The organism is Halococcus sp. IIIV-5B, assembly GCF_003602035.1.
Classification (GTDB): Archaea; Halobacteriota; Halobacteria; order Halobacteriales; family Halococcaceae; genus Halococcus; species Halococcus salsus.
This window is the reverse complement of record NZ_QZWE01000007.1, coordinates 19,901-44,429: the sequence shown is the minus strand read 5'-3', so window position 1 is coordinate 44,429 and position 24,529 is coordinate 19,901. Positions and strand designations below refer to the sequence as shown.

27 protein-coding genes and 1 tRNA gene are annotated in these 24,529 nt (G+C 66.4%); 13 read left to right on the top strand and 15 right to left on the bottom strand.

Annotated elements, in window-relative coordinates; translation table 11 throughout:
- The first annotated feature begins 82 nt into the window (after positions 1-82).
- Complete coding sequence (locus tag D3261_RS06995) at positions 83-1,027, top strand: alpha/beta hydrolase (protein ID WP_120070728.1); 945 nt, start codon at positions 83-85, stop codon at positions 1,025-1,027.
- 26 nt (positions 1,028-1,053) lie between these two features.
- On the opposite strand, the gene ggt is transcribed toward D3261_RS06995, so the two are convergent.
- Positions 1,054-2,922 (bottom strand): gamma-glutamyltransferase, encoded by a 1,869-nt coding sequence (gene ggt / locus D3261_RS06990; protein ID WP_233553918.1) that lies wholly within the window; start codon positions 2,920-2,922, stop codon positions 1,054-1,056.
- Between the two features lie 172 nt (positions 2,923-3,094).
- Here ggt and D3261_RS06985 point away from each other — a divergent pair, with 172 nt between their 5' ends.
- Positions 3,095-4,195 carry an NADH:flavin oxidoreductase/NADH oxidase gene (locus tag D3261_RS06985; protein ID WP_120070727.1) on the top strand — a complete coding sequence of 367 codons (1,101 nt, stop codon included), beginning with the start codon at positions 3,095-3,097 and terminating at the stop codon, positions 4,193-4,195.
- A gap of 63 nt (positions 4,196-4,258) precedes the next feature.
- Positions 4,259-5,095 carry an aldo/keto reductase gene (locus tag D3261_RS06980; protein ID WP_120070726.1) on the top strand — a complete coding sequence of 279 codons (837 nt, stop codon included), beginning with the start codon at positions 4,259-4,261 and terminating at the stop codon, positions 5,093-5,095.
- 280 nt (positions 5,096-5,375) lie between these two features.
- Here D3261_RS06980 and D3261_RS06975 read toward each other — a convergent pair whose 3' ends face one another.
- A complete protein-coding gene (locus D3261_RS06975) occupies positions 5,376-5,933 on the bottom strand; it encodes a GNAT family N-acetyltransferase (RefSeq protein WP_120070962.1) in 558 nt (185 codons plus the stop codon).
- A gap of 160 nt (positions 5,934-6,093) precedes the next feature.
- On the opposite strand from D3261_RS06975, the gene D3261_RS06970 reads away from it, so the two are divergent.
- Positions 6,094-6,840 carry a zinc ribbon domain-containing protein gene (locus tag D3261_RS06970; RefSeq protein ID WP_120070725.1) on the top strand — a complete coding sequence of 249 codons (747 nt, stop codon included), beginning with the start codon at positions 6,094-6,096 and terminating at the stop codon, positions 6,838-6,840.
- A 30-nt stretch (positions 6,841-6,870) separates the two neighbouring features.
- Here the strand turns inward: D3261_RS06970 and dph2 are convergent, their stop codons facing one another.
- Positions 6,871-7,905: a diphthamide biosynthesis enzyme Dph2 gene (gene dph2, locus D3261_RS06965; RefSeq protein ID WP_120070723.1), complete on the bottom strand. Its 1,035-nt coding sequence runs from the start codon at positions 7,903-7,905 to the stop codon at positions 6,871-6,873.
- 114 nt (positions 7,906-8,019) lie between these two features.
- On the opposite strand from dph2, the gene D3261_RS06960 reads away from it, so the two are divergent.
- On the top strand, positions 8,020-8,676 hold the full coding sequence (locus tag D3261_RS06960) for an alpha/beta hydrolase (protein ID WP_120070721.1): 657 nt from the start codon (positions 8,020-8,022) through the stop codon (positions 8,674-8,676).
- A gap of 51 nt (positions 8,677-8,727) precedes the next feature.
- Positions 8,728-9,132, top strand: a complete 405-nt coding sequence (locus D3261_RS06955; RefSeq protein ID WP_120070718.1) for a YlbF family regulator — start codon at positions 8,728-8,730, stop codon at positions 9,130-9,132.
- Positions 9,133-9,292: 160 nt separating this feature from the next.
- Here the strand turns inward: D3261_RS06955 and D3261_RS06950 are convergent, their stop codons facing one another.
- Positions 9,293-10,129 carry a hypothetical protein gene (locus D3261_RS06950; protein WP_147464935.1) on the bottom strand — a complete coding sequence of 279 codons (837 nt, stop codon included), beginning with the start codon at positions 10,127-10,129 and terminating at the stop codon, positions 9,293-9,295.
- Positions 10,130-10,415: 286 nt separating this feature from the next.
- Between D3261_RS06950 and pyrB the strand changes: the two genes are divergently transcribed.
- Both pyrB and pyrI read left to right on the top strand, forming a co-directional pair.
- The gene (gene pyrB, locus D3261_RS06945; protein ID WP_120070713.1) at positions 10,416-11,348 is read left to right on the top strand and encodes an aspartate carbamoyltransferase; all 933 of its coding nucleotides are present in this window, start codon (positions 10,416-10,418) and stop codon (positions 11,346-11,348) included.
- A gap of 116 nt (positions 11,349-11,464) precedes the next feature.
- On the top strand, positions 11,465-11,902 hold the full coding sequence (pyrI, locus tag D3261_RS06940) for an aspartate carbamoyltransferase regulatory subunit (protein ID WP_199693946.1): 438 nt from the start codon (positions 11,465-11,467) through the stop codon (positions 11,900-11,902).
- 67 nt (positions 11,903-11,969) lie between these two features.
- Here pyrI and D3261_RS20325 read toward each other — a convergent pair whose 3' ends face one another.
- Complete coding sequence (locus D3261_RS20325; RefSeq protein WP_199693945.1) at positions 11,970-12,161, bottom strand: hypothetical protein; 192 nt, start codon at positions 12,159-12,161, stop codon at positions 11,970-11,972.
- Between D3261_RS20325 and D3261_RS06930 the strand changes: the two genes are divergently transcribed.
- On the top strand, positions 12,160-12,987 hold the full coding sequence (locus D3261_RS06930; protein ID WP_120070710.1) for a hypothetical protein: 828 nt from the start codon (positions 12,160-12,162) through the stop codon (positions 12,985-12,987). The genes D3261_RS20325 and D3261_RS06930 overlap by 2 nt on opposite strands.
- A gap of 10 nt (positions 12,988-12,997) precedes the next feature.
- Here D3261_RS06930 and D3261_RS06925 read toward each other — a convergent pair whose 3' ends face one another.
- Both D3261_RS06925 and D3261_RS06920 read right to left on the bottom strand, forming a co-directional pair.
- Positions 12,998-13,552, bottom strand: a complete 555-nt coding sequence (locus D3261_RS06925) for an NUDIX hydrolase (RefSeq protein ID WP_120070707.1) — start codon at positions 13,550-13,552, stop codon at positions 12,998-13,000.
- Positions 13,553-13,666: 114 nt separating this feature from the next.
- Positions 13,667-14,467 carry an aldo/keto reductase gene (locus D3261_RS06920; protein ID WP_120070704.1) on the bottom strand — a complete coding sequence of 267 codons (801 nt, stop codon included), beginning with the start codon at positions 14,465-14,467 and terminating at the stop codon, positions 13,667-13,669.
- 123 nt (positions 14,468-14,590) lie between these two features.
- On the opposite strand from D3261_RS06920, the gene D3261_RS06915 reads away from it, so the two are divergent.
- Complete coding sequence (locus tag D3261_RS06915) at positions 14,591-14,980, top strand: DoxX family protein (protein ID WP_120070702.1); 390 nt, start codon at positions 14,591-14,593, stop codon at positions 14,978-14,980.
- Between the two features lie 9 nt (positions 14,981-14,989).
- On the opposite strand, the gene D3261_RS06910 is transcribed toward D3261_RS06915, so the two are convergent.
- The 5 genes from D3261_RS06910 to D3261_RS06890 all read right to left on the bottom strand — a co-directional run bounded on the left by D3261_RS06910 (position 14,990) and on the right by D3261_RS06890 (position 18,703).
- Positions 14,990-15,703, bottom strand: a complete 714-nt coding sequence (locus D3261_RS06910; RefSeq protein WP_120070699.1) for a class I SAM-dependent methyltransferase — start codon at positions 15,701-15,703, stop codon at positions 14,990-14,992.
- A gap of 359 nt (positions 15,704-16,062) precedes the next feature.
- A tRNA-Glu gene (locus D3261_RS06905) sits at positions 16,063-16,137 on the bottom strand.
- Positions 16,138-16,219: 82 nt separating this feature from the next.
- Positions 16,220-17,362 carry a hypothetical protein gene (locus tag D3261_RS06900; protein ID WP_120070696.1) on the bottom strand — a complete coding sequence of 381 codons (1,143 nt, stop codon included), beginning with the start codon at positions 17,360-17,362 and terminating at the stop codon, positions 16,220-16,222.
- 60 nt (positions 17,363-17,422) lie between these two features.
- Positions 17,423-18,166: an FAD-dependent thymidylate synthase gene (gene thyX, locus D3261_RS06895; RefSeq protein WP_120070694.1), complete on the bottom strand. Its 744-nt coding sequence runs from the start codon at positions 18,164-18,166 to the stop codon at positions 17,423-17,425.
- A 57-nt stretch (positions 18,167-18,223) separates the two neighbouring features.
- A complete protein-coding gene (locus D3261_RS06890) occupies positions 18,224-18,703 on the bottom strand; it encodes an SRPBCC family protein (RefSeq protein WP_120070691.1) in 480 nt (159 codons plus the stop codon).
- A 149-nt stretch (positions 18,704-18,852) separates the two neighbouring features.
- Between D3261_RS06890 and D3261_RS06885 the strand changes: the two genes are divergently transcribed.
- Entirely contained in the window at positions 18,853-19,089 is a 237-nt protein-coding gene (locus tag D3261_RS06885) for a transcriptional regulator (RefSeq protein WP_192927968.1), read from the top strand.
- Here the strand turns inward: D3261_RS06885 and D3261_RS06880 are convergent, their stop codons facing one another.
- Positions 19,090-19,536 (bottom strand): SRPBCC family protein, encoded by a 447-nt coding sequence (locus D3261_RS06880; RefSeq protein WP_120070687.1) that lies wholly within the window; start codon positions 19,534-19,536, stop codon positions 19,090-19,092.
- A gap of 59 nt (positions 19,537-19,595) precedes the next feature.
- Between D3261_RS06880 and D3261_RS06875 the strand changes: the two genes are divergently transcribed.
- Positions 19,596-20,573, top strand: coding sequence for an aldo/keto reductase (locus D3261_RS06875; RefSeq protein ID WP_120070684.1), 978 nt, complete (start codon positions 19,596-19,598; stop codon positions 20,571-20,573).
- 21 nt (positions 20,574-20,594) lie between these two features.
- Here the strand turns inward: D3261_RS06875 and D3261_RS06870 are convergent, their stop codons facing one another.
- Entirely contained in the window at positions 20,595-22,754 is a 2,160-nt protein-coding gene (locus tag D3261_RS06870) for a thioredoxin domain-containing protein (protein ID WP_120070682.1), read from the bottom strand.
- A 45-nt stretch (positions 22,755-22,799) separates the two neighbouring features.
- Positions 22,800-23,087, bottom strand: coding sequence for a hypothetical protein (locus D3261_RS06865; protein ID WP_120070679.1), 288 nt, complete (start codon positions 23,085-23,087; stop codon positions 22,800-22,802).
- A gap of 177 nt (positions 23,088-23,264) precedes the next feature.
- On the opposite strand from D3261_RS06865, the gene D3261_RS06860 reads away from it, so the two are divergent.
- Complete coding sequence (locus D3261_RS06860) at positions 23,265-24,119, top strand: hypothetical protein (protein WP_120070677.1); 855 nt, start codon at positions 23,265-23,267, stop codon at positions 24,117-24,119.
- The last annotated feature ends 410 nt before the right edge of the window (positions 24,120-24,529 follow it).

Here is a 24,529-nt window from a genome sequence, read left to right as displayed (position 1 = left end):
CGACCGCGACGAGGAAAGCGTTTGGAGATCTGTCTGGACCGTCGCCGGGGATTAAGTCGCTGGTGACCGTCGATCACGCACGATGTCCTCGGAACTCGATCCCCAAGTCCGTGCGCTGCTCGATACCCTGGACGAACAGCGCGCGCCACCGACCTACGGCGTCTCGGTCGAGACCGCACGCGCCCAGCTCGAAGAGCTGTTCTCCGCGGCCGACCCCGAGCCCGTCGGGGAGGTTCGAAACTTCGATATCCAGGGGCCAGCGGGTCCGCTCCCGGTGCGGCTCTACGCCCCCGAGACCGCCGACGACCCGCTCCCGGTGTTCGTGACCTTCCACGGCGGCGGCTGGGTCATCGGGAGCCTCGACACCCACGACGCGGTGTGTCGCGGGATCGCCAACGAGGCCGACTGTCTCGTGCTCTCGGTGGACTACCGGCTCGCGCCCGAACACCCCTTCCCGGCGGCGGTCGAGGATTGCTACGCCGCGACCGAGTGGGCCGCCGAGTTCGCGCCCGAGATCGGCGGCGACCCCGACCGGATCGCGGTGGGCGGCGACAGCGCCGGCGGCAACCTCACCGCCGCCGTCAGCCTCATGGCCCGCGACCAGGGCGGGCCGGACCTGTGTCACCAGTCACTGATCTACCCGGCGGTCGCCTCGCCCCCGCTCCACGAGTTCGACTCCTACGCGGAGAACGGCGAGGGCTACTTCCTCGAACGCGACGACATGGCGTGGTTCTACGAGCGGTACATCCCGCGCACGACCGACGCCCGCAACGAGTACGCCGCACCGCTGCTCGCCCGCGACCTCTCTGGTCTCCCGCCGGCGACGCTCGTCACCGGCGGGTTCGACCCGCTCCGCGACGAGGGCTATGCCTACGCCGACCGCCTCCGCGACGCGGGCGTGGCGGTCGAACACGAGCACTTCGAGGGGATGATCCACGGCTTCATCAGCATGACCGACGTCATCGACCGGAGCCGCGACGCCATCGAGGTCGTCGCCGATGGACTTCGAACGTCGTTCGAGAGCTAACTCGGCGAACAGTTCGGTTCGCTGTCTCAGGGGCCGTACGCTACCCCACCGTTCCGGAAGTCCGCCGCTCCGGTGTACTCGCCCGTCTCTTGGTCGATCTGGATCGCCATCACGTTACCCAGCGTCGTGAAGGGCGAGACGTCGTAGCCCCGCTCGCGAAGCCCGTCCTGGACTTCCTCGGGGACGGAGGCTTCGGGATAGACTGTCGGCCCGGAGTTGCCGTAGAAACGCGGTTCGGCGACCGCTTCCGCGAGGTCCATGTCGAACGCCACGAGGTTCAGAATCACCTCCGCGACCGTCGTGATGATGGTCGTGCCGCCGGGCGAGCCCACAGTCAAAAACGGCTCGCCGTCCCGGAAGACGATGGTGGGGCTCGTGGAGCTGAGCGGGCGTTTCAACGGCTGGACCTCGTTCGGACCGCCGGGCTGGGCGTCGAAGTCGGTGAGTTCGTTGTTGAGCATGAACCCGTAGTCGGGCACCATCAGCCCGCTGCCGAACAGCTGCTCGATGGTACTCGTCCACGAGACGAGGTTGCCATCCGCGTCGGCGGTAGTGAAGTGGGTCGTACTCCCGAGCGGGTTCGCTATCGACGGGCGCGGCGCGTCCTGGATCGCACCCACGTCGTCGAGGGTGAGCGGGTCGATGGCGTAGGGCGACCCGGGCTGGTAGCTCCACGGGTCGCCGGGTTCCTGCGTCCCGGTCGTCGCCTGCTCGTAGTTTATCATCCCGCGGCGTTCGTCGAGATACTCCGGGTCCAACAGCCCCTGCCACGGCGCGTCCACGAACTGCTTGTCACCCATGTACTCGCCGCGGTCGGCGTAGGCGAGTTTGAAGACCTCGGCGAGCCGCTGGTAGACCTCGATCGACTGCCGGTCGTACTGACCGAGGTCGAGCGGTTCGAGCAGCGAGAGGATCCCCGCGATCGTCAGCCCGCCGGAGCTCGGCAGCGGCTGGGTTCGGACCGTGACGTCGCCGTACTCGACGTACTCCGGGGTGTCGATCGTGACGTTGTACGCGCCGAGGTCGGCGGGGGTCATGCTCCCGCCGTCCTCCTGGACGGTCTCGGCGAGCGCCTCGCCGATCTCCCCTTTGTAGATAGCGCCGACGCCCTCGTCGGCGATCGTCTCGAACGTCGACGCGAGGTCTGGCTGGACGAGTTCGTCGCCGACGTCGAGCGGGTCGCCGCCGGGGGCGAACACCGCGCGGGCGGCGTCGTTGAATTTACCATACTCTTCGGCGATCGTGCGAGCGAGGTAGTCGTCGACCCGGGCTCCATTAGCGAGGTCGATGGCGGGCTGGATCAGCTCCGCGACCTCGTGGGTTCCGAAGCGTTTCAGCGCGACGTCGCACGCCTTGAAGGTCCCCGGAACCCCGACCGCCTGGCCGAGGGTGATACGCGTGTCGAACGGGATCGGTTCACCGTCGTCGAGGAACATGTCGGGCGTCGCACCGAAGGGTGCGCGCTCGCGGTTGTCGATCGAGTAGAGTTCGTCCTCCTTGGCGTCGTAGACCACCATGAACCCGCCGCCACCGAGCCCCGAGGTGTGGGGCTGGACGGCGTTGAGCGCGAACTGAACCGCGACCGCCGCATCGACCGCGTTGCCGCCCGCGTCGAGCACGTCGGTCCCGGCCGTGACCGCCCGCGGGTCGCTCGCTGCCACCATCCCGTCGCTGCTGGTGGCCGTGTCGACCCGGTCGATCCGCTCGCGTTCGTCGTCCCACGCGGTCGCACGGCCGGCGCTCATCGAGAGCGCTCCCGCCCCGAGTGCGACGGCCGACCCCTTGAGGAACGTTCGTCGGTCGCTTCCCGATCGGGTTTTCGGCTCCCGATCCGCGAGTTCGCTCGCTGGTGAATCCGTTACCGTCGATGTCCCGTCATCGTCGTGTTGTGACATACCGTACGAACGTGTCGTGCTACCGTCTTAAATCCACAGCACGATCGACAGCCTCGGACCGTCGCGATGACGTGGATCCACGGTCTTCGCGACTGGATTACCGGTACCCGAAACGGCCTAGGTTTCCTCCGGTTCCGTCACCGTTTTTCGCGGTCGGCGGGTAGCATCGGCGATGACGGAGGACCTGTTTACGCCGCTTTCGTTGCGCGAGACCGAAGCCCGGAATCGGGTGATGGTCTCGCCGATGTGTCAGTACTCGTGTGAAGACCGTGATGGGATGGCCTCGAACTGGCATCTCGTTCATCTGGGAAGTCGCGCGGTCGGCGGGGCCGGCATCGTGATGACCGAAGCCACCGCCGTCGAACCTCGTGGGCGGATCTCGCCAGAGGACCTCGGCATCTGGAGCGACGAGCACGGCGAAGCGCTCGCGCCGACCGCCGAGTTCATCGCCGACCAGGGGTCGGTCCCGGCGATCCAGCTGGCTCACGCCGGTCGGAAGGCCGCGACGAGCCGGCCGTGGGAGGGGCACGACCCGCTCCAGCCCGACGAGGGTGGCTGGGAGGTGCTCGCACCGAGTGACGACGCGTGGGACTACGGCGACCAGGAGTCCCCGCCGCTCAAGAAAGCCGACCAGGACGACATCGAGGGCGTGATCGACTCCTTCCGCGAGAGCGCCGAACGCGCGCTCGATGCCGGCTTCGAGGTCGCGGAGGTCCACGCGGCCCACGGCTACCTCCTCCACGAGTTCCTCTCCCCGGTCACGAACCACCGCGAGGACGACTACGGGGGCAGCTTCGAGAACCGCGCACGCCTCGTGCGTGAGGTCACCGAAGCGGTGCGGGAGGTCTGGCCCGACGACAAACCCGTCTTTGTTCGGATCTCCGCGACCGACTGGATCGAGGGGCAGGAATCGTGGGACCCCGACCAGTCTGCACGGCTCGCGGACGTGCTCTTCGAGGCCGGCGCGGACCTGCTCGACGTGAGCGCCGGTGGGGCCGACCCGGCTCAGGAAGTCCCCCACTCGGGACCAAACTACCAGGTGCCCTACGCCGAGCACATCACCGAGCAGAAGGAGAGCGACATCGCGATCGGCGCGGTCGGCGGGATCGAGACCGCCGAACAGGCCGATGCGATCGTCCGCAACGACCGCGCGGACCTCGCGATCCTCGCGCGCGAGCACCTTCGTGACCCCTACTTCTCCCTCCACGCGGCCGACGACCTCGACCAGTCCGAGGAGGCCCCGGTGCCGGACCAGTACCTCCGCGGGTTCTGAGCTTCCGGCGTCTCGACTGCCGGTGCCGAAAGAGGTTATCGTACCCCGGTCGTTTTCCGGGACGTGGCAACGAACAACCAGAGCGACACGTTCGACATCGGTGGCGAGGACACGGTTCACCGGCTCGGTTTCGGCGCGATGCGACTCACCGGCGAGGATATCATCGGGCCGCCGGAGGACGAGGAGGAGGCGAAGGACGTCCTCCACCGCGCGACCGACCTCGGGGTGGACTTCATCGACACCGCCGACTCCTACGGGCCGGCGGTCTCCGAACGCCTGATCGGCGAGGCGCTCGCGCCCTACGACGACGCCTTCGTGGCGACCAAAGGCGGTCTCTGGCGTGACGACCGCGACGGTTCGTGGCCCAAGTGTGGGCAGCCGGGCTACCTCCGCAACGCGATCCTTGGGAGTCTCGACCGACTCCAGGTCGACCAGATCGACCTCTATCAGTACCATCGGCCCGACCCTGACGTCGACTACGCCGACGCCGTCGGGACATTCGCGGAGTTCAAGGACGAGGGCAAGGTCAAACACGTCGGCGTCTCGAACGCCTCCGTCGAGCAGATCGAGGAGGCCCGCGACGTGGTCGAGATCGCCACCGTTCAGAACCAGTACAACATCGGTGACCGCGAGGACGAGGAGGTGCTCGAATACTGCGAGGAGCACGACATCGGCTTCATCCCGTGGGCCCCGCTCGGCTCCGGGGAGCTCGACGGCCTCGACGAAGTGGCCGACAACCACGACGCAACGGAGTACCAAGTGGGGCTGGCGTGGCTGCTCCAGCACTCTCCTGTTATGCTCCCGATCCCAGGGACGAGCAGTATCGACCACCTCGAAGAGAACGTCGCCGCCTCGGAAATCGACCTCACCGACGAGGAGATCGAAACGATCGAGAACTGAGGCGACCGGCGGATACCGACTTCATCGACTCTTTTCGGATGTCGTCCCTGATCGGGGTGCGGTGGCGCGCGCTCGCGGTCGTGCGCGAACGGACGTGAGCGCGCGACCACGAATCGGCGTGCGAGGGATGAACGAAAGGAGCGAAGCGAGTGAAGTGAATCGGTTGGGGAGGTGTGTGGCCGTCGCGAGGCGGTGCTGTGCGGTCTCTCAGTTGTGTCGGGACTCGCCGTAGACGAATCGACTGTCGTCACTCCGTGGATTCCGTGACTTAGCGCGAAGATCACTCAATTCGGTCGCCCCAATCCTCCCGAAGCAACCCATACCGAACGTTGTCGATGTACTCGCCGTCGACGAACCGATCCCGTCGAATTCGCCCCTCCTCCTCGAAACCGAGAGATTCCAGAAGCCCCCGAGAAGCGTCGTTGAACGCGTAGACACGCGCTCCGACTGCGGGATGGTCGTAGGTCCGGAACACGTAGTCGACCACCAGTGAGACCATCTCCGTCGCGTAGCCCTCACCGTGTACCTCGGGAATCAACCAGTAGCCGAGTTCGGGGCGTCGCCAGTCGGCGTCCCTGACGGTGATCCCGCCGATCCGACGGATGTCGTCCTCGTCCGGTGATCCCGGTCCCGCGTCGTCGCCGTCGAGACAGACGAGGAATCGGTCCGTACCGTCGTCCTCCTTGTGGATCTCGAGCTGCTCGCGATTTCTCGGCGAGTTGCCGAGCGGGTAGCGGAGTTCGGGGTTCGCGGCCGCACGCTGGAGGAACGGCACGTCCGCTTCTTCGACGGTACGAAGGGTGACTCGCTCACCGCTCGCGACGCGTGCGCCGGGCATGGACACACCGAGCACGACCACTGCAATACGCTTTCGCCCGAACGAAGCCGAAGCTCGATGTGACGAAGGGCGTGAAGGGGCATCACGTCGACCAACGAACGAACCGAGGAATCATGCAATCGAGCACTACAGTTAATTATCCCGAGGTGATACTGGAACCATGGACGGCGGCTGGGGGTCGTTTCGAACCATCGATGGGACGGCGTCGGTCGGCGACGAGGCGCTCCACATCGAGCGGTCACCACGGAAGTTCCTCCACGGCCAGCGAGCGCACTGGCGCGACGGTGGACGTAAGCGACAGCTCGTCACGGTCGGCAAACTGCTCGGGTTCCTGTTGTCGTTGCTCTTCGCGACGTATCAGGTCTCGACGATGCTCGATACGACGGTCGGGGTAGTGGCGGCGCTCTCGCTTGCCTTCGTCGCGCTCGATCCGCTCCACCGGCTGTGGAGACGGACCCGAGGCACGCGGATCGAACTCTCGACCATCGAGCGTGTCACGCTCGACGAAACCGACCGAGAGCTACGGCTCACGCACGACGCCTCGGGTCGTCTGGCTCGATTCGACGCCTGGATCCGGGGGTGGCTCTCCACCAGAGGATTCTCGGCGGCGGACGACACGGAAACCGAAACCACGCTCACGCTCCTCACTGATGACGACGTTCGGGCGGCGCGGGCGGCCCTCCGAGCGCGGGGAATTTCCGTTGTCGACGACGCTCCCGAGAACGAAAACGAGACCGAGACGGAGTATCACTACGAGATACGGAATGGAGTGGTGTTCTGTGACTTGTGCGGGTCGCAGGTCTCGCCGAACGACCGGGTCTGTCCGTCCTGTGAACGACCGCTGAAAGTCGAACGGACGACCGAACCCGACCGACGGACATCACGGGAGCCGGCGGTTGAGCACTGACCGGCGACCGCTTATCGGTCGACTCGAGCGTTACCAGGTGCCGTGGAACGTGTCGAACTCGAGGTTCTCGAGCGGTTCGTTTCCGACGGCGATCTCGTACTCCCCAGGAGTCAACATCGGCTTGTGGAAGCGCGGGCCGTCGTCGGTGGTGATCCGCGGACAGCCGGTGTTGACGAACGCGTCCATGTCGAAGTTTCGGAGTCTGTCGGGCGTGACCTCGTCCATCGTGATGAGGTAGGCGTTCTCGTTCTCCTCGACGATCTGCTCGGCCTGGTCCCAGCGACCCTGGCCGATCTTGGTACAGAAGATGACGCCCCACTTCGTGGCGTCCATCGCGCGGTGCACAGCACCATAGCGCTGCTTCAGGAACTTCTCCGTATCCGCGACCGAGACGGCGTTGTTCACCGGATCGGCGATGACGACCTTCTTCTCGGGGTGTTCCATCGCCAGGCCGAGGGGGTGGAACTTGCCGCCGCCGACGTAGAGGATCTGGTCGGCGTCGATGTCGGCCGAGGCGTAGTTACAGCCGAGGACCTGGCCCTCGTGAGTCAGGCGTTCGTCGCCGCGGCGGGTGTGCACAGTGAAATCGCGGGCTTCGAGCCACTCGCGCATCTCCTCGAACTTGTTCATGTGCTGGGCGGTGGTGACGAGGCCGACGTCGTCTTCGGGGAGTTCGTCGAGCGCGTCGGTCATGATCGGTTCGACGTCCACATTCGAAAAGAGCGGGACGTAGATGATCTTGTCCGACTCCTTCATCGGGGAGTGGCCGAAGTGGACGAACACATCCGTGCGGCGCATCAGGAAGGTGTCGAGGTCACAGGCCCCGTAGCACGGCTGGCCCGACAGCATCACGCGCACGTCGTCCGGGAGGAGGTCCCGAAGGTCGTCGGTCACGGCGGGGCCGCGCCGTTTCAGCCCCTCGGGGAACTGGAGACCGACCTTCTTCGCGTCGCGCTCCTCGACGGCCTCGACGATCCGTTCGAGTTCGTAGTCCCACTCGCGGTCGTGTTTGAGCGACATCCCGGTTCGGGTGAGGTCGCCCTCCGATGGCTCGGTGTGGCTCATTGGGCTGGATTGGGTGTCGTGACGTTTAATCTCGGTGTTTCGACGGGCGAATCGGTCGGCCCGTGACGTCGACGTCACTCGGGGATTGAAACCGTCCGCCCGCCTACACCTGGTATGGCCGACCTCCCGCTCGAACACGTCTACGCCGAACCCGACAGTCCTACCGACGGCCCCGCACCCGCGGTGTTCGTTCTCCACGGCCGCGGGGCCGACGAGGAGGACCTCTTACCCGTGGCCCAGCACCTCCCCGACGAACTCGCCGTCGTCAGTCTCCGTGCGCCCGATCGGTTGATGGGGGGCTACACCTGGTACGAACTCGAGATGCCCGACGGCGACCTCCATCGAAGCCAACCGAACCAGGAGGAGTTCCGCCGAAGCCTCGACTCGGTCTCCGAGAGCATCGATGCCGCCATCGGGACCTACGACCTCGATCCCGACCGGATCGGATTCCTCGGTTTCAGTCAGGGGTCGATCACGAGCCTCGCGCTCCTGTGCGAACACCCCGAGCGGTTCGCGTGGGTGGTGGCGCTCCACGGCTACCTCGCGGAGTCACACGCCGACATGGAGCCGGCGGGCATCGAGGGCACACCCGTGTTCGTCGGGTCGGGAACGATGGACCAAGTGATCCCGACCGAACGCGCCGAGGCCGCGGCCGACCGCCTCCGGGAGCTGGGGGCCGACGTCGAATCCAACCAGTACGGGTCCGCCCACGGGATCGGGCGGGACGAACTGGCCGATATCGTGGCGTGGGTCGAGGCCAGGCTAGGCTGAGCCACCATCACCACCGCCAGATTGAAGCGGTAGACGACCCGTCATCGAACGATGAGCACCGAACCCGACGTCGAGACCGGCGTCGACCCCGCCACCCAGTCCCCGGAAGCCGTCGCCGAGGATCTCGGCGCGGCGATCGCCGCGACCGACGAGTACGAGCGCTACGTCGAGACGAAGACCGCCGTCGAGGAGAGCCCCGAAGCTCAGGAGCGGGTCCGGGAGTTCGAGCGCCTCCGCGACGGGTTCGTCCAGGCCCGCCAGATCGGCGAAGCCACAGAGGAGGACCGCGAGACCCTCCTGGCCGCTCAGCGCGAACTCCACGCGCTCCCCGAGATGGCCGCCTACCTCGCGGCCCAGCAGGAACTCGACGCGAGGCTCGAACGTCTCAACACCGCCATCGGGACCGACCTCGACGTGGACTTCGGCGACCGTATCGGCAGCTGTTGTCAGGACTGACTTTCGAACCCGAGAGGGGATCGTCCGCCGTTTCGTTGGCTATCCCCGTCGAGATCGCAGCCATCGAAATTCGCTGTTCCTCGCCGGTCACCGCTTGGCTGTCGACGGCCGGAGCGGTGGAGACGGATCCGGAACGAATTCATCCCATCAGCGGTCCGTATCACCACGTTCGACGTGGCGACTCGTGATACGTGCTCTCGGTTTCGAGTGCCAGCCCGATGACGTACCCAACCAAACCGAACGGGAGTCCGATGGCGAATCCAGTGAACAGACCCGGAAGAGAAACGACGACCGACGAAGCGCCACCACCTGCCGTCATCGCACTGAATCCGTTGCCGAACAGTACCAGTCCGGCGCTGCCCCCGATCCCGCTCGCGACGGCCGCTACGGCTACTCCCTGCGTACGATATCCGAGAAGGACCGCGACGATGAGGCCACCGGCGACGAGCACCGGTGCGCCGACCACCGATGAAGGCGTTGCCGACACCGGAAGCAACAGCCAGACCACGGTAACAGCCGTCGCGAGGAACCCCCAGACGAGCAGCACGCCGTATCGCTCGGGCTTCCTGCGGACGTGTCCTCGAAGCCCCTCACGACGGAGCTTCGTAGCCGCACCAATGGCGTACCCAAACGGCCCACCGATCAGTCCCATGCCACCGAAAGCGACCCATGCAGCCGCTCGAAGGGCACGGCCGACGAGGGCGATCGTGAAGGGTTCGGCGACTGCCGTCGATACGGCGTTGAACGCGAACACAGGAAGCACAGCCGCGAGGATCCCAGCGAAGACACTGCCGCCGTAGCGACCAGCGATGCCCGCGAGGAGAACCCCGACAACGGCCACGAACATCGCGAACTCGAAGCTCAGCAGGAGCGACCGTCCGACGAAGCGAAGCGTGGCTATGAACACGGCAACGACGAACCCGGTCGTGAGTACCCACGCACTCGTTTGTGGCCGAGTACCGACGATGAGAGCGGGCGGGACGCCTGATGTGGACATAAGCACCTCTGGTTGACAGCCTGTCTTGTATTTTCTTGCATACGAACCTTCCCCCTCGATAAGACGGTACGTCGATCTCCGACGGGGCTGCTCACGGACGCACGGGCCGAAATCGGTGACCCGGATTCAGTGCGCGAAATCGACGAAACCGTACACAAGCCTCTCGCTCGAAGCCGTGGCTCACGCCGGATGGAACCAAGCGGGCCAGCCCAATAGATACAAGTCCTCAGGCCAACCGACTGCTGGTAACGATGGCAGAGCCCGAGCGGCGCAACGGTGGTTGGTCGTGAGCCTCGCGGACGGCGACACCGACCAAGTCGTCAGCGCGAAGGACCTCTCGCGCGCGGACATCGAAACGGTGTGTGACCGCGCGGCCGAGATCGAGCGCTCGCCGCCGGACCGCGCGCGCCACGCCGGGACCCTGCTCGGCCTCCTCTTCTTCGAGCCGAGCACGCGCACGCGGATGAGCTTCGAATCGGCGATCAAGCGCCTCGGTGGCGACGCGCTCGGGATGGGGTCGGTCGAATCCTCCAGCGCGGCCAAGGGCGAGAGCCTCGCCGACACGGTGCGCGTGACCGAGGGCTACGCCGACGCGCTGGTGCTCCGCCACCCGAGCGAGGGTGCGGCGACGATGGCCGCGGAGTTCGTCGACGTCCCGCTCATCAACGCGGGCGACGGCGCGGGCCAACACCCCACCCAGACCCTGCTCGACCTCTACACGATGCGGGAGAACACCGACGGCCTCTCGGACCTCACGGTGGGGATCATGGGCGACCTGAAGTATGGTAGAACTGTGCACTCGCTGGCCTACGCGCTCACGAAGTTCGACGCCCGCCAGCACTTCATCAGCCCGGAGAGCCTTCGCCTTCCACGTTCTGTGCGCTACGACCTCCACGAGGCGGGCGCGAACGTCAAGGAACACACCGACCTCGACACCGTGCTCCCGGAGCTCGACGTGCTCTACGTCACCCGGATTCAGCGCGAGCGCTTCCCCGACGAGAACGAGTACCGCCAGGTCGCGGGCGAGTACCGGATCGACGCCGCGGGCCTCGACGCCGCACGTGACGACCTCACCCTGATGCACCCGCTCCCGCGGGTCGACGAGATCGCCCCGGACGTGGACGAGACCCAGCACGCCCACTACTTCGAACAGGCCCACAACGGGGTCCCGGTTAGGATGGCGCTGCTCGACCTCCTGCTCGATGGAGGACAGTCGTGAACGACATCGACGGCGGCGACGACCACGGTGGGGACGGTGGCAGCGGCCACCCGGATGACGGTGACAGTGGCCATCCGAATAGCGGTGGCAGTAGCCACCCATCCCACGAACTCCGGATCAGCAAGATCGAGAGCGGGACCGTGATCGACCACATCGCGGGCGGCCACGCGCCCGACGTGCTCGCGATCCTCGGTATCGACAGCTCGACCGACGAGGTCGTGAGCGTCGGGATGAACGTCCCTTCCGACCGGCTGGGTCGCAAGGACGTCGTGAAGATCGAGGGGCGCGAACTCAGCCAGGACGAGGTCGACGTCATCTCGCTGATCGCGCCCGCCGCGTCGATCAACATCATCCGCGGGTTCGCGGTCGCCGAGAAGAACCGGGTCGAACGGCCCGACTTCGTCGAGGGCGTGCTGTCGTGTCCGAACCGCAACTGCATCTCCACCGAGGGTGAACCCGTCGCCTCGCGGTTCGCGGTGCTCGACGACGGGGTGCGCTGTGTCTACTGCGAGACCATCGTCCGCGAACAGCTCGCCGACCACATCTCCGTCTGAGACGGTTGCCTGCGTTCGCCTGCTCAACCCCGAAGCCCGCCACGAAGCTGGGTCGTTCATGGCCAGTTCAGGCAATCGGTTCGGCTTCGACTTCGTGACGACGCTCGTGGGGTCGGGCCTCACGCTTCTCGTCTCGGCGGGGATCATGCGCTACGGAGAGCAGCTCCGGTGGACCGCCACCGAGCTCTACGCGATCGGGGGCGGCGTCCTGCTCGTCGGCGGGCTGCTCCTCGGGTTGGTCGTCGTCGCCGCCCCCCATGTTCGGGGTCGTCACACGCAACCCGGAGGAGGTCGAGTGGCCGGAGTTCGACCGACAGTTCCTCGAGGTCAAGTCGGTGAGCGGCCGGACCAACGAACCCGTCGCCGAGGCGGTGAGCATGGTCTCGTGTCACGCCGACAACGCCATCGCGAACGCGAACCCCGACGTCGTGCCGGTCAGCGACGCGGGCGAACCCGCCACCCGCGAGCGGCGCTACTTCGATTGGTCGTACGTCTGCCCGACCCATCCCGACTACCGCGAGGGGCTGCTCGAAACCATCGCGGACGTCGGCGCGGTGAGCGGCGACGTCCGTCTCGACGACGTGGGCTTTCCCCGACCCGAGTACTGCTTCTGCGAGCGGTGCACCCGGCTGTTCGAGGAGAGCGCGTTCGACGACCGGTTCGCGTGGCGCGAGAACGTGATCACCGAGTTCGTCGCGGAGGCCACCGACCGGATCCCCGGGCGGAGCTACCTCACGGTTCACCCCGACCCCTACCCCGGCCACCTCGTCGAGCGCTCCGGGATCGACCTCGACGCGCTCGCCGAGCACGTCGACGAGTTCGTCGTGCCGCTCTACGACATGGCCTACTCGACGACCTACTGGGTCGAGATCATCGCCAGCGGCTTCCTCGACGCGCTCGCGACCCCCTTCTCGGTCGAACTCTACGCGCCCGACATCGAGATCGACGACCTGATCCACGCCGCCGACGTGGCCGACGCCTACGCCAAGGACGTCCTCTTCGGCTACGATTCGAGCAACGCTCGCGCGGCGGTCCGGCGGATGAACGCCGAACGAAACCAGGGGAACGTCTACGGGCCGGAGTGACGCGACTCACTCAAAGCGCCTGATCGCGCCAGGCGAGCAGGTCCTGGCGGTCGCGGGTGTCGGCGGGGAGGTCGGCGAACCACTCGGCGGCCGAGATCTCCTCGTCGGGGTCCGCGATCGAGGGTTCGGTGGTCTCAGCGGCGGCCGCGAAGACCGGGAGCACACCCCAGGTCGCGTGGTCGTCACACCGGATCTCGACCCGGGTGGCGAGCGCGAGTCCCTCGTACCGCGCCTCGACGCCGGCCTCCTCGGCGAGTTCGCGCTCGGCGGTCTCGCGAAAGCTCTCGCCGGGGTCGACTCCACCGCCGGGAAGCACCCAGAGCCCGACGCCCTCGTGGCGACAGAGCAGGAGTTCGCCCGAGGGTCGGTAGACGATGGTGTGGGCACCGTAGGGTGCGCCGGTAGCCCGGATCCGCTCGGCGAGCGTGCGGAAGCGCTCGCGGGAGACGCGGCGGTGACGGGACCGTTCGAGGGTGGCGTCGTAGTCGGTCGTCAGCGCGTGGTAGGCCTGGGCCGCACGCTGGTCGGCCTCGTCGGCCAGAAACCAGAGGTCGCCGAGGGTCATCGGTTCGACTGGGGGGCGGTGATTCGGACGCCATCACGAGCCGATAGCTCCGAGAGAGGGGTGTAGATCATTGCCGAGAGTTCGGTCGGCACCGGCATAAACGTTCGAGTCGCGTCAGGTCCACGGCGAGCCGTCGCGGTCGAACCGGCGGTACCGCCGCTCGATGCCGTCGATACGCATCCGGTCCTCGTTGTCGAGCTGCAATCCGAGTCCAGCGAGGTTGTCCTCGATGTGGTCGGTCCCTGATGCCTTCGTGACGACCGGGACGCTCTGGTGGGCGAGCCACGCGATGAGCACCCGTGCGGGGCTGACGTCGTGCTTCTCGGCGACCGCGATGACCTCGTCGAGCCCGAGGGCCTCACCCCGACACAGCGGCGAGTACGCGACGGGAGCGACGTCGTGATCGGTACAGTACGAGAGCATCGCGCCCGTCGGCGGCAACAGGGGGTGCATCTCCACCTGGTTCGCGACGACCGGCGCGTCGAGTCGTTCCCGAGCGTCGGCGAGCAGGTCGAGGTCGAAGTTCGAGACGCCGACGTGGTCGGTCCAGCCGCGGTCGCGAACCTCGTCGAACGCCGGGAGGGTCGCCTCGGGGTCGTAGGCGTCGGTGGGCCAGTGGACGTATAGCAGGTCGACCGACTCCACCCCGAGGGCGTCGAGGCTCGCCCTCGTCGACTCGACCACGTCGTCGTACGCGAGGTTCTCGGGGTGAACCTTCGTGGCGAGAAAGACGTCCTCGCGTTCGACGTCGGCGGCCTCGATCCCGCGGCCGACGCTCGCCTCGTTGCCGTACATCTGCGCGGTGTCGATGTGTTCGTAGCCCGCCTCGATCGCCGTCCGGACGTTCTCACGACAGTCGTCCGGGTCGTCCATGCCGGAGGTTCCGAGCCCGATCGGGGGGAGTTCCGTCGTCATCATCCGATCCGCGAACCCGACTGGCTTAACATGGTAGCACACACCACTCGCCAAATACATAACCATCGTTCGCGCGAGTTCCCGTCACGTAGGTTTTTGGTACCGGCCGGTCTGGATGGGAGTATGGACGCTTCCAGCGACGACGGGGATCGACGGCCGTCGCGGCTCGGCCGGATGACACTCGGGCTCGGGCTCGCGCTCCAGGCTTCGGAGGACTTCCGGGATATGGAGGACAACGTCGAGTACGCCGAATCGGCGGGGGTGCCGATGCCGGACCTCGTCGCGCCGTTCGCGTCGGGGATGATGGTCGCGAGCGGGCTCGGACTCGCGCTCTGGCGGTTCCCGCGGCTCGCGACGGGCGGCGTCGTCACCTTCCTCACCCTCGTGACCGCGACGATGCACGACTTCTGGAACGCCGACGAGGATTCGAAGGATGGTGAACGCCTCGCCTTCTTCGGCAACCTCGCGATGCTCGGCGGCGCGCTCGTCTTCCTCCGCGAAGCCTACCGATAGGTCGAAGGGTCATCGTTTTTCGAGCGCCGCGACGTAGGTCTCCGCCGAGAAGCGTCGCACCTCGGCGACCTGCCACCCCGTCCCGACGACGGCTTCTCGAAGCCGATCGGGACTGAACAGTCGAAACAACATGGTCTCGTGCTGGTCGCGGTAGGTCGTGTGGTAGACCCGGTGGGCGAGCCCCGGCGTCGGGTCCTCGCGGTAACCCAGAATTTCCACAGTGGCCTCGCGGTCGGGGTCGTAGCCGTGGAGGAGCGCGGTGGCGTCCGACGTCGTCACGAACGCGAGGTCGCCCAGGAACCGCCGAAGGCCCTGCATCGAGCCCGCGAGACCGACCTGGGTGCCGAACGCGAACGCCGAGCGGAACCGGTCGCGCTCGAACTCTTCGCGGAGCGCGAACATGTCGCCGAGTCGCGCGTCCCGCACACCACGTTCGCGCATGGTCTCGACGAGCCGTTCGCTGACTTCGAGCGCGACGGTCTCGAATCTTTCCTGGAAGTGGAGCGTGTCGCGGCCCGCACCCGCCCCGATGTCGAGCGCGGGGCCCGACAGCCACGACGCCTCCCACTCGGCGACCTCGCGGTCGGGGTCACGCGCGTCGAAGTAGAACCGCTGGATCGGCTGTTCGCGGGTCGCGGTGCCGTCGCGGTCGACCAGCGGTTCGTCCCGTTCGTCCCGATGATGGTCGTAGACTGCCCAGCCGAGCGGGTCGTCTCCCGTCATACACTGTGACACATCCACACTTGTAATAAAACCGTAACGAGTGTCGGTACCGAGGCACGAAGGACTCGATAGATCCGTTCAGTTCGAACCGATCGATGCACAACGCTTATTACAATTACGGATGATCGTTGATGTAGGACTCGCGAGGGACGCGTTGCGTGGCATCACCGTTGCAGCACTCCCCGTGGTCCACCTTCCCCCGGTCAGTATCCCGAGAGCGATGGCGCTGTTCGACTCGGGGAAAACGTGGAGAACTGCTCCGGCAGGGATTCGAACCGGGCGAGACGGTCGGCCGCATGGCCGCTGCGACTCGCTGGCTCGAATCCACGCCGTGCGCGCTTCGCTCGTGAATCGCTCAGTGCTCCGGCAGGGATTCGAACCCTGGTCATCACCGTGAGAGGGTGATATGATTGGCCGGACTACACCACCGGAGCGCAATCGGCCCGTTCGTCGCGGGCATCCGAGTGCATTCCGTGATAACGACGAATCCCGTTTAACCGTTGTGTTTTCGCCCGGTCACTCGTCGTCGAACGGCGACCGGGTGGCGGTGGGTTCGTGGCCCGCGAGGCTGACGATGTTCTCGCGGCCGACCCGGAGTTTGGTGAGGGTTCCCTCGTCGGCCATCTCCGAGAGCAGGGTGCTGACCTTGGACTTCGACCAGTCGGTCTCCTCGACGATCGCGGTCTGTTGCATCCGCCCGCCGTTGGCTTCGAGCAGCCCGACGATCCGGTCCTCGTCGCTCCGGAGGTCGGCGCTCGTCACCGCCGGCGTGGTCGGATCGTCGGGGTCGTCGGCGTTCGCATCGCTTCCCGTGTCGTCGTCTGTCACTGACTCCGTCGCCGCCGACGCTTCGGCGGGTGGGGTCTCGTCTTCACTCCCCGAGCCGAACACCGGTCCCGACGAACGACGGACGAACACCGCACCGAGGACGACCGCGAGGGCGACCGTGAGCACCGCCCACGGGAGCGGCGAGGTGAGCATCGACTGGCTCCCGACCGGGTCCTCGGACCCGGTGAACGTGACCCGGGGCTGGCCGCTCGCGAACTGCGTCTCGCCGAAGTAGGTCAGCGAGTCGGAGGTGTTCCCCGACCCGTTGGTCGAGGCGTCGGGCGTCGGCTCCACCGACGACCAGTCGACCCCGAGGTTCGGGCCGGCCCGGATCTCGATCGACATGTTCGGCGAGAGATAGATGCCGTTCTCGAAGGTGTCCCCGACCGTCACGCCACCGTCGCTCGGCGCGGTGAAGTTCGTCCAGAGGAAGGACATCTCCACGACGCCGGTCGTGCTCGGTTGGGAGGTGACCTCGGCGGTGTGGGTGAACCCCCGAGCGCTCATCGTGCGCCCGGTGGCGTTCGAACCGGCGGCGGTGAGGTCCGTCGCCCGCTGTCTGAAGTCGGTGTAGACCGGCGTCTCCTCCGTGTTGAATCGCTCCGCGTAGGTCCGGAACTGCTGGGTCCGGGTCTCGTTCGCGAGGGGCTGGTTGTACCGCTGGGTCCAGCGTGCCGAGCCGTTCTCGTAGACCGTGACGACGAACTGGGTCTCGCCGAACGACGGGCTCGACGCGTTCGCCGCCTCCGGCTGGGCCGCCGCTGGTCCGGCGAGGGCGAGGCCTCCAACCAGAACCATCGCGACGAGACCGAACGCCCACAGCCGGTTCATCTATTCAACACCACCGCACCAGTATATAAAAACACTGTGACCACCATGCGGGTCTCACACCTACGGAGCCAGGCGATTCTTCCGCCCCTTCAGCTGCTCGTCGTAGTACTCGAAGGTCATCGGGCACCACTCCGCCGCGAGGTCGAGCACCGACTCCGTGAGCTCCCGGATCTCCCACTGGCTGTCGGCGGCGGCGCGCATGTCGGCGACGTGCATCAACATCCGGGCGTTGAGCGAGAAGACGAGGTTGACCTCCGTCCCGATGGGGAGCACGAACCGGGCGTCCTCGGGAGCCATCCCCAGGTCGAGGAGCTCCTGGTAGGACTCGACCGACTGGGTCACGGACTCGCGGAAGACCTCCCGCCGGCGCTCGACGGTCGCCTCGTCGGTGTCGGTCCGTCGCTGGTTCCGACCGATCCAGTCGGCGTCCGTGACCGCGGGTGGCGTCACCACCATCGCGCCCTCACGCACGTCTTCGGGGTCGACCTCGTCGAAGGCGACGTAGCGCATCGACTGGACGTCGAAGGAGACGTGGCGGTGGCGGGTGAGCTGGGCCATGCACGACCGGGAGATCCCCTCGACCGCGAAGGTGGCCTGGGGGTGTTCGAACGGGCCGAAGTGGCCGTGGGAGAGGAGGTGACCGATCAGGGTTCGTTTCTTCTCGTCGAGGTCGTCGCCCTCGATGGTCGACATGAGGTCCTCGAAGGACTGGTCGCCGACGTAGTCGGACGAATAATCACACCGCGCCGCGGTACAGATCACGCGTTCGGGGTCGTCGGTGGCTTCGAGCAGACGAACGTCCATACAGGAACCGAGATGGCCGCGGACTAATAGTTGGTTGATACCGTCCGCCGACGCGGACTATTCGAGCAGTCGTCGTGTTTCGGCGTGGCGGTACCGAAACATCGGTTCGAACCCGACGACGGCGAACGGGTCGGCGAGGTGGCCGAGTTCGCCGAACGGGAGCCGGTACTCGACCCGGTCGCGCGCGATGGTCTCCGCGCCGTCGGCGTAGAAGCTGTGGGTGTGCGTCCAGCTCGGGAACGGCCCGTCGCTCATCTCGTCGCGAAACAGCGCCGCGCCCTCGCTCTCGCGTCGTTCGACGATGGTCGAAGTCCAGCCCTGGCGCGGGCCGACACCGAACGGTCGCATCGAGAGGTCGACCGTGGCCCCCTCCTCCAGAACCTCGGGGTCGGGCTCGCCGTCGGGGCCGCGCGACGCCTCCACCCGGAGGTTCATGAACGCGGGCGTGACTTCGGTGAGCCCCTCGATCCCCGAGTGGAAGTCCCAGACGTCCTCGAACGGCGCACGGATCCGCGATTCGTGCTGGTAGGTCGGCATAGCCGATGGAGGGTCTCGTCCACCAAAACCCCTCGTCTCCCGTCGGTGAGGCTCCACGGTCGCCGACCGTGATAGAGAATCACTCGCTATCGTGTCAGTTACGTGGGAAAAGCGGCATGCATATATCCCAGGGCGTCGATGAGTCCGGCATGACTCACACCTGCCGGAACTGCAAGCGGACCTTCGGGACCGAACTCGAACTCGAACTCCACCGCGACGTCTGCACGGACGCCCAGCTGTTCTGTGAGGTATGCGGCGATCGATTCGCCGAACGAACCGCGACGAGGGACGGCTGGCGATTCTCCTGTCCGAACGAGGACTGCGAGGGCGAGGGCCTCGAAGAGGACCTCCACTCCGTCGGCGACGTGCTCGTCTCCGCTCGATAGTCAACTCCGCTCGCGGAGCGCGATCCGCTCGATTTCGCCGAGCGCACGCCGACAGACCGGGACGTAGCCGGCGGCGAGCATCGGCACCTCGATCGCGACCCGGCAGGTTTCTCCCTCCCCCTCGACCCGGTGGCCCGTCGCCGGGATCCCCGCGACCCGCCACGTCCAGCGGTAGTTCTCGCAGTCGACGATCCGAAACGGTATCCGGGGCCCCATCGAGCCCGCATCGCGACCGAACAGTGATCCTGGACCCGGGAGTCGGACGTAGCCACGCGATCCGGCGGTGACGAACCGGTCGGCACACTCGACCCCTGCGACCGAGGGTCCCCACTCGGGCCAGCGTTCGGTGTCGGTCAGCACGCGCCAGACGACCGCGGCCGGAGCCTCGATAGCTCTCGAAACGACGATCCGGCGGCCGTCGGGGGTGCGCTCGATCTCGGACGGCATGGAGACGGGTTCTTCGCCGGCGCGGATAGGTTTTTGCGAGCCGCCGACGAACGAATCGCGTGGAATACACGACCCTCGGCAACACGGGTATGACCGTCAGCAAGATCTGCCTCGGCTGTATGAGCTTCGGGAGTTCGGACTGGCGCGAGTGGGTGCTCGACGAGGACGAAAGCGAGGAGATCATCGACAAAGCGGTGGACCTCGGGATCAACTTCTTCGACACGGCGAACATGTACTCCCGGGGCGAGTCCGAGCGCGTCGTCGGCAACGCGCTTTCGGGCTACGACCGCGACTGGCTGGTGCTCGCCACCAAGGTCTTCAATCCGATGGACGACGACAACCCCAACGCACAGGGGCTCTCCCGGAAGGCCATCGAGCAGGAACTCCAGCACTCCCTCGACCGGCTCGGGGTGGACACCATCGACCTCTATCAGACCCATCGGTGGGACGACGACGCGCCGATCGAGGAGACACTGAAGACGCTCGACGACGCCGTCCGCCGAAACCAGGTGCGCTACATCGGCGGCTCGTCGATGTGGGCCCACCAGTTCGCCGACGCGCTCCACACCAGCGATTCGCTGGACCTCGAACGGTTCGCGACGATGCAGAACCACTACAGCCTCGCCTACCGCGAGGAGGAGCGCGAGATGCTCCCGCTCTGCGAGAAGGAGGACGTGGGGGTGATCCCGTGGAGCCCGCTCGCGCGGGGCTACCTCACCCGCCCCCACGAGGAGTTCGACACGACGACGCGTGGGGAGACCGACGAGTACGCCAGAGAACACCCGTACGCCGCGAACGGTGGCGAGGAGATCAACGAACGCGTCGAGGAGGTCGCGAACGACGAGGGCGCGACGATGGCCCAGATCGCGCTCGCGTGGATGCTCCACAAGGACTGGGTCGACGCGCCGATCGTCGGCACCACGAGCGTCGAACACTTAGAAGACGCCGTCGCGGCGCTCGACATCTCGCTTTCGGAGAGCGATATCGAGTACCTCGAAGCGCCCTACGGGCCGGTGCCCGTCTCGGGTCACCAGTGAGTCGGTAGGGAAAAACCGGTCTCAGTTCTCGTCAAAGCCGAGGTCCGCTTCGGGATCAGTTCCCTCCTCTGAGCCGAGTCTCTCGACCCACTCCAGCGCCTCGTCGATACCCGTCTGTGGCGGCGAGCAGGTGAACGACCGGCAGACGTAGATCGTGGGATCGTCGTTGGGCTGAGTGCGGTCGGCCCAAATGGGTGGGGATTCCGCGAGGCCGAGGGTGTCGAGCCAGCCCCTTAGGTCGTCGTCGGTCGGCGGCCGGTGCGCGAGCACCCGGCCGGGGAGGAACCCCCGACCGATCCGTTCGCGCCACGCGTCGGGGAGCGAATCCGCCACGACCGTGAGTTCGAGCGAACCCGCAGTGTGGCGTTCGGCCGCGAGCGCGAGCGAGGCGCGTGCGAGCGGCGACGATTCGATCGTCTCGGCGTGGGTTTCGAGCACGCCCTCGGCGATCCCGGCGAAGTTTTCACTGGGGGCGAAGTGGTCGAGCGCGAGCAGCGTCTCGACCGCGACGCCAGTACTAGAAGGCGTCGACTGGTCGTCGAGTTCCTGGGGGCGCGCGACGAGCGACTCGCCGCTGCTCGGCGTGAAGTAGAGGGTCCCCTCCTCGGGGTCCCAGAACTCCGATTCGATGGTGCGCGCCAGGTCGAGCGCGAACCCGAGGTGACGCACGTCGCCGGTCGCCTCGTAGCAGGCGAGCGCGCCCCGCGCGAGGAAGGCGTAATCCTCGAGATAACCGTCGATCTTCACCTCCCCGTCCTTGTACCGACGGGAGAGGAGGTGGTCCGTTTCGTCCCAGAGTTCCTCGCGGACGAAGTCGAGCGCCGCGACGGCGGTCTCCGCGAATCGGGGATCGAGCGCGAGGCCGGCCTCGGCGAACGCCGCGACCATCAGCCCGTTCCATCCAGCGAGGACTTTCTCGTCACGGTTGGGTCGCGGGCGCTCCGCGCGCGCCGCGAACACGGCCTCACGGGCGCGTTCGAGGTCGGCCTCGACATCCTCGGTGGTGGTATCGTGTTTCTCGGCGAGCTCCTCGACGTCGGCGGCCAGCGTCAGCACCGTCTTCCCGTTCTCGAAGTTGCCCGACTCGGTGACCCCGTAGCGTTCGCAGAACAGCTCGGTGGCGCGGTCGTCGCCCACCGCGTCGTGGACTTCGTCGGGGGTCCAGATGTAGAACGCACCCTCCTCGCGCTCGCCCGATTCGCCGACGCTCTGGGCGTCGAGCGTGCTGAAGAATCCCCCCTCGGGACCCGTGAGTTCGCGTTCGACGAAGCCGAGGGTCTCGCGGGCGACCTCGGCGTAGCGCTCGTCGTCGAACAGCCGGTAGCCGTCGAGGTAGGCCCGGACGAGTTCGGCGTTGTCGTAGAGCATCTTCTCGAAGTGGGGGACCGTCCACTCGCGGTCGGTGGTGTAACGGTGGAACCCGCCGCCGACGTGGTCGCGCAATCCCCCAGTAGCCATCGCGTCGAGCGCCTCGCGGGCGACGGTCCCGAACTCCTCGTCGTCGGTTCGGTCGGCGGCCTCCATTAGGAGCCGGAGGCGGCCGGTCTGGGGGAACTTCTGACTGCGGCCCGAGCCACCGTACTCCCGGTCAGCATTTCGCACGGCGCTCCTCGCAGCCGTTTCGAGGAGTTCGCTTCCCGGCGGATCGCCCGGTTCCGGGGTGTCCTCGAGCTCGCCCGCCATCGCGTCGGCCCACTGGTCGGCGCGCCCTTCGATGTCCTCGCGCTCGGTCTCCCACGCCTCGGTGATCGAATCGAGGAGGTCGAGGAATCCGGGCTGGCCGCGTTTCGCCTCCGGCGGGAAGTAGGTCCCGATGTAGAAGGGGCGGCCGTCGGGCGTGAGCCAGACCGAGAGCGGCCATCCGCCTCTCCCGCTCACCATCCCGATCACCGTCTGGTAGAGCCTGTCGAGGTCGGGCCGCTCCTCCCTATCGACTTTTATCGGGACGAACGCCTCGTTGAGCCGTTCGGCAACCCGCTCGTCCTCGAAGCTCTCGTCGGCCATGACGTGACACCAGTGACACGACGAGTAGCCGATCGAGAGGAAGATCGGGACGTCGTGCTCGCGGGCCGCGGCGAGCGCGTCGTCGTCCCAGGGCTGCCAGTTGACGGGGTTGTCGGCGTGCTGGCGGAGGTAGGGGCTCCGTTCGGTATCGAGCCGGTTTCGCTCGGTGACGGTCATGGCTCGGCGTACGCACCCGAGACGGGTAAACCACCGTTCGCGTTCTCAGGCCCCGAGTTCGAGCGAGAGCCGGTCGATGTGGACCTTCTCGTCGTCCTGGAGCATCCCGAGGATGCTCTGATTGCCGGTCGGCTCGGCGTCGAGGTCGGAGATCGTCGGTCGATAGCCCGCGTCGAGCGCGCCCTCGAAGAAGGCGAACGCGGTCGGTGCGTCGAGGTTCTGAAGGTCGACGGTGAGCGAGCCGCCGGCACCGAGGTCGTCGCGGGCGGTCGCGAGCTCGGCGGCAGCGTCTTCGAGCTCTCGATCACTCATGTCGATGGTCACGTCTGCCATACCGGGACGAGCCACCGAATCGGGATAAGCGGTCGGGTCGATGCGGTGATTCGTTCCATCGAATACGGACGGGCCGCGCCCGTACCGTCGCCGGCTCCACTGACGAGTTCGGAGCCGTTCGCGACCAACCGCCGGGCGGCTACGTTTATACGACGCTGGCGAGAACGGAAAACGACCGTGTGCCCAGCGTTCTCGCTCGATCGATTCCGCCGACCCGAGTACACTGGCGAGAACCGGTGTCTCCCGTGTACGGCGACCAACGTCGGTATCGCGGCCGTGGCCGGCGCGCTGGTCGCGCTCGTCTGGCTTCCCGCCGGCGCGGGCGTGCTCGCGTTCGGTCTCCTCGCGATCTACCTCCGGGGATACCTCGTCCCCGGAACGCCAGCCTTCACCCAACGGTACTTCCCCGAACCCGTGCTCCGCGCGTTCAACAAGACCGACTCGCGCCCCGTTCCCCCCGCGAACCGGCCGGCGACCGATCGACCGGCCGAAGCCCCGGAGCCAACGTTCCTCGGGGACCCCGGGGCGTTGCTGTCGGCGGCCGACGCCGTCGAACCCGACCCCGAGGCGGACGATCTCCGTCTCGTACCGACGTTCCGTGCCGCGTGGCACGACCGCATCGACCGGATCCGAACTGAAGGGACCGAAGAACGCGCCCTCCACACGCTGTTGGGCATCGACGAGACGGTCCACCTCGACGACGAGAACCCCGACGGCGTCGTCATGGCACACACCGAAACCAGACCGGTCGGCTACTGGGAGTCCCGGGCGGCGTTCCTCGCCGACCTCGCGGCCGCGGTCGAACTCTCGTCGCGGTACGAGGACTGGGGTCGGCTCTCGGTCGAAGGCCGAAGCCAGGCCGTCAACGGCCTCCGGGTCTTCCTCGATCGCTGTCCGACCTGTGACGGCGAGGTGGTCTTCGGCGAAACCACCGTTCGGTCCTGCTGTCGGTCACACGAGGTGCTCGCCGTCTCCTGTGTCGCGTGCGGTGCACGGATCCTCGAGGTCGATGCGCCCGAGACGGAGTCTTGATAGCTGTCGGGAGTGGTCGGTACAGTGAGTGATGAGCTTATATTAAGCACTTTCTCGATATTAATATCGTAAGGATAGATGAAAACACTACTCGGTTGCATTAGGGAGATATGTAGAGTCTGAAAAGGACATTGCACTACTCAATGCTGTAAGGCAAAAAGAAGATCAGAAAACGGGAGTAATTGGTAGCAGTACTGCATTCGATAGCTATGAAGACTATAATAATCTCAAAGAGTTAGAAGATCATGATGCAGTGGCTGAGGCAGAGTACTACGGAAATTACACGAGGCATCAACAAGTTTAGAGATATACCAGTCGAGATTATCTTTGGGTCAATGCGCTATGGCGATGCGTACATTCAGAGGTGGTGCGCTCTTTTCGATGATCACCATCGCTCGATTTTCGTGATG

Coding starts and splice junctions, on each gene's coding strand:
- dph2 (WP_120070723.1), bottom strand. CDS start 7,905: ATGAGCCACACCGAGCCATCGGAGGGCGACCTCACCCGAACCGGGATG.
- D3261_RS06870 (WP_120070682.1), bottom strand. CDS start 22,754: ATGACCGTCACCGAGCGAAACCGGCTCGATACCGAACGGAGCCCCTAC.
- D3261_RS06920 (WP_120070704.1), bottom strand. CDS start 14,467: ATGACGACGGAACTCCCCCCGATCGGGCTCGGAACCTCCGGCATGGAC.
- thyX (WP_120070694.1), bottom strand. CDS start 18,166: ATGGACGTTCGTCTGCTCGAAGCCACCGACGACCCCGAACGCGTGATC.
- D3261_RS06890 (WP_120070691.1), bottom strand. CDS start 18,703: ATGCCGACCTACCAGCACGAATCGCGGATCCGTGCGCCGTTCGAGGAC.
- D3261_RS06970 (WP_120070725.1), top strand. CDS start 6,094: ATGGACGGCGGCTGGGGGTCGTTTCGAACCATCGATGGGACGGCGTCG.
- ggt (WP_233553918.1), bottom strand. CDS start 2,922: ATGTCACAACACGACGATGACGGGACATCGACGGTAACGGATTCACCA.
- D3261_RS06960 (WP_120070721.1), top strand. CDS start 8,020: ATGGCCGACCTCCCGCTCGAACACGTCTACGCCGAACCCGACAGTCCT.
- D3261_RS20325 (WP_199693945.1), bottom strand. CDS start 12,161: ATGGGGGGCGGCGACGACGACCAACCCGAGGAGCAGCCCGCCGACGAG.
- D3261_RS06975 (WP_120070962.1), bottom strand. CDS start 5,933: ATGCCCGGCGCACGCGTCGCGAGCGGTGAGCGAGTCACCCTTCGTACC.
- D3261_RS06915 (WP_120070702.1), top strand. CDS start 14,591: ATGGACGCTTCCAGCGACGACGGGGATCGACGGCCGTCGCGGCTCGGC.
- D3261_RS06930 (WP_120070710.1), top strand. CDS start 12,160: ATGTTCGGGGTCGTCACACGCAACCCGGAGGAGGTCGAGTGGCCGGAG.
- D3261_RS06910 (WP_120070699.1), bottom strand. CDS start 15,703: ATGACGGGAGACGACCCGCTCGGCTGGGCAGTCTACGACCATCATCGG.
- D3261_RS06885 (WP_192927968.1), top strand. CDS start 18,853: ATGACTCACACCTGCCGGAACTGCAAGCGGACCTTCGGGACCGAACTC.
- D3261_RS06900 (WP_120070696.1), bottom strand. CDS start 17,362: ATGAACCGGCTGTGGGCGTTCGGTCTCGTCGCGATGGTTCTGGTTGGA.
- D3261_RS06865 (WP_120070679.1), bottom strand. CDS start 23,087: ATGGCAGACGTGACCATCGACATGAGTGATCGAGAGCTCGAAGACGCT.
- D3261_RS06955 (WP_120070718.1), top strand. CDS start 8,728: ATGAGCACCGAACCCGACGTCGAGACCGGCGTCGACCCCGCCACCCAG.
- D3261_RS06985 (WP_120070727.1), top strand. CDS start 3,095: ATGACGGAGGACCTGTTTACGCCGCTTTCGTTGCGCGAGACCGAAGCC.
- D3261_RS06925 (WP_120070707.1), bottom strand. CDS start 13,552: ATGACCCTCGGCGACCTCTGGTTTCTGGCCGACGAGGCCGACCAGCGT.
- D3261_RS06995 (WP_120070728.1), top strand. CDS start 83: ATGTCCTCGGAACTCGATCCCCAAGTCCGTGCGCTGCTCGATACCCTG.
- D3261_RS06880 (WP_120070687.1), bottom strand. CDS start 19,536: ATGCCGTCCGAGATCGAGCGCACCCCCGACGGCCGCCGGATCGTCGTT.
- D3261_RS06950 (WP_147464935.1), bottom strand. CDS start 10,129: ATGTCCACATCAGGCGTCCCGCCCGCTCTCATCGTCGGTACTCGGCCA.